Here is a 2,497-nt window from a genome sequence, read left to right as displayed (position 1 = left end):
GCGTGCTCAGTGATCTGAAAAAACGTAAAAGCTATATTTATTACGGAGCGATTGCGGCACAATTGGGCCTGGAAAAAACAGATCCCGAGGTGGATTCGATCTGGGAAGATAATTTATTGCAGCTGATCAATCCGGAGGACATGGAAAAAAAAATCCGGCTCGAACTGCAGTTTTTTCAGTTACTTAATGCGATTTCTCCAGAAGAACGTACAGATTTCGAAGCTGTAACCAGGCTTCGGCTGGTCAGGGCGAATGGAAATATTGTATCATTGAGGCACCGGTTGATCTACATCAGCAGTACTGCCGAAGGTAGTATCAGCTTAGCGCTCTGTCTGTACCATAGGATTTTCGACCACCCGGATCTGGGATGCCCTGACGCAATGATTATCAACAGTCAGAGCGGGGCTGTGATCGACCTAAACCGGGAAAAATTCTTGAATATTTTATCGGAAAGGGAAAAAGAAATATTACAAATGATCGGCTATGGACTCAAGAGTAGGGAAATATCGAAAAAATTAGCGATCAGCATTAATACGGTAAACAGGCACCGGCAGAATATTTTTCAAAAGTTGAATGCAACAAATGCGATCGAAGCATGTAGAATTGCCGAGGCGACGGGTTTATTGAAATAAGATCGCTGTGAAAGGCTTCCACAGTTGAACTTGAAATGCGGGACTGGAAATATATACTGTTGTATTCTGTCCAATACCTCTATATATTAGAACTTGATGATACCCCAAATCATAAGAATACAGAATATATTGAAATCTAAATGGAATAATGTCCCACAAAATATCCTTTAGGAAAGGCATCTGCGGTTTTTGCGGTCACCCGAAATGATCCATAGGCAGGCCATCCAACTCACTAAGGCTGTAGAGATCCCTAACTCAGGGTCCGCAAGGGTAAATGATGACAGTATCGCTATGACAGAAACAGCACTGGCGAACAAAAATGGAAGAAATTTTTTCATATCGGCACTTAAAGTAATTTGTGTACCTGGTTCAAAAATCAAACCAAGTAGTTGCTTATTGAAAGGCAGATGATCAATATTTCTTTAATCTGACATTTCTACCAAAAAAGTCAGTTTATAGCAGTTTTTATTTCCTTTTGCAGACCAAATTGGTTTATGTTTTGGCATCCGATGATTAATCCTTTAGGATTGGAATGTCCTCCGGAATTAAATCTTCCGATTACAAAATATACATTAGGAAAGACAGCTTTGGGATACAGATATTTTAGCGCCATAAATGCTGCCCGGCATTGCTTTTTATTCTCGAGCATTCCATAGATGGCGAAGTTGACAGCACTCCGCTGACCTGCAGGCACCGAGAAATAACCTGAACACATCATGAGAGCTGACATGTTTTGATTCATTTGTTAACTTCCCGTCTCCGCATCTTCGCGGATGTCTTTAGGATCGTCCTTTTCGAGGGTAGCCGTAAGGTCTGCAGCCTCAGAACCTTCATTTTGGCCAACCGGACCATCAGAAGGTAGCGATGTGCTTTGCTTTATACCGGTGGCTGTTTCGTCTTTTTCGGGTAAACCCATGTTCTTGCCGTTTTCATCTTCGCCTGGGTTGATCTGTTTGTTCTCCTGTGTCATATGATTTGTGATTAAGGTTTGAGATCACCGGGTTTTTCATCCAGGTATTTTTCCGCTCTTTCCTGCCATTGATGTCCCTCATCGTCAGGGCTGTTGTTCTGCATTGGCTCAGATGCTAACAATTCAATGAGGGCTTTTGCAGTGGGGCCTGCAGAAAGTGGATTTTGCCCTGTAATAAACAATCCGTCTGTTTCTACGTGGGAAAGGAAGGGCAGTAAGGCTGTTTTCACTTCAGCTCCAAGTTCTTTCAAACGTGTTTGAAGCTCATAAGGGACATTTCCGCTACGACCTACCAATGTTTCTTCCGTATTGCTGAAAGCGGAGAGAACCTTTCCTTTTAGTAGGCCCGGTCTTTGTCTTTCCGCGCTGATGAGTGCTGCAGGACCATGGCAAACTGCTGCAACAGGTTTTCCTGCATCGAGGAAATCCAGTATCAGAAGGCCGCTGTTATTATCTACCGCCAGATCCCATAGCGGTCCATGTCCACCGGGATAAAATAAGGCATCGAAGTCAGTATGCCTGATCTGATCCAGAACAGTGGTCTGGCTAAAGTCAGCCTTTGCCTGCTCATCATCCTGAAATCTGCGGTTGGAGCCGGTAAGGTGTTCGGTCAATTCGCTCATCGGGTCAACCGGCGGCCTGCCGCCTTTAGGGCTTGCCAGGGTAACTGTATAACCTGCGTCAATGAATTCGTAATAGGGATCAGTGAATTCACCCAGCCACACGCCGGTTTTGCTTTCTGTATTTTCCATCGAACTGTGGGAGGTCAATACCATTAGAATCTTTTTCATATCGTTTTATTTTTTATTTGATATCATCTGGACCAACTTCATTGCCTTCCTCGTCAATTTGTTGGTGTTTGTTCCAATTGGTATTTCCGCTCGTGCTGTTTCCG

3 protein-coding genes are annotated in these 2,497 nt (G+C 43.7%); 1 reads left to right on the top strand and 2 read right to left on the bottom strand.

The genetic code is table 11. The annotated features are described in order from the left end of the window. A partial coding sequence (locus tag AC1DPQ_RS24520) for a helix-turn-helix transcriptional regulator (protein ID WP_477611161.1) occupies positions 1-632 on the top strand: 632 nt, incomplete at its 5' end. Positions 633-1,377: 745 nt separating this feature from the next. Here AC1DPQ_RS24520 and AC1DPQ_RS24515 read toward each other — a convergent pair. Then, entirely contained in the window at positions 1,378-1,602 is a 225-nt protein-coding gene (locus AC1DPQ_RS24515; RefSeq protein WP_477584090.1) for a hypothetical protein, read from the bottom strand. A gap of 11 nt (positions 1,603-1,613) precedes the next feature. Continuing rightward, positions 1,614-2,393: a type 1 glutamine amidotransferase domain-containing protein gene (locus AC1DPQ_RS24510; RefSeq protein ID WP_477584088.1), complete on the bottom strand. Its 780-nt coding sequence runs from the start codon at positions 2,391-2,393 to the stop codon at positions 1,614-1,616. Between the last annotated feature and the right edge of the window lie 104 nt (positions 2,394-2,497).

It is taken from the genome of Pedobacter sp. 01T416_2, from assembly GCF_056398925.1.
This window is presented reverse-complemented; position numbering and strand designations above follow the sequence as displayed.

What these genes read in the sequence shown, in the direction of transcription:
- AC1DPQ_RS24515 (WP_477584090.1), bottom strand. Translation starts at nt 1,602, where the DNA reads ATGACACAGGAGAACAAACAGATCAACCCAGGCGAAGATGAAAACGGC.
- AC1DPQ_RS24510 (WP_477584088.1), bottom strand. Translation starts at nt 2,393, where the DNA reads ATGAAAAAGATTCTAATGGTATTGACCTCCCACAGTTCGATGGAAAAT.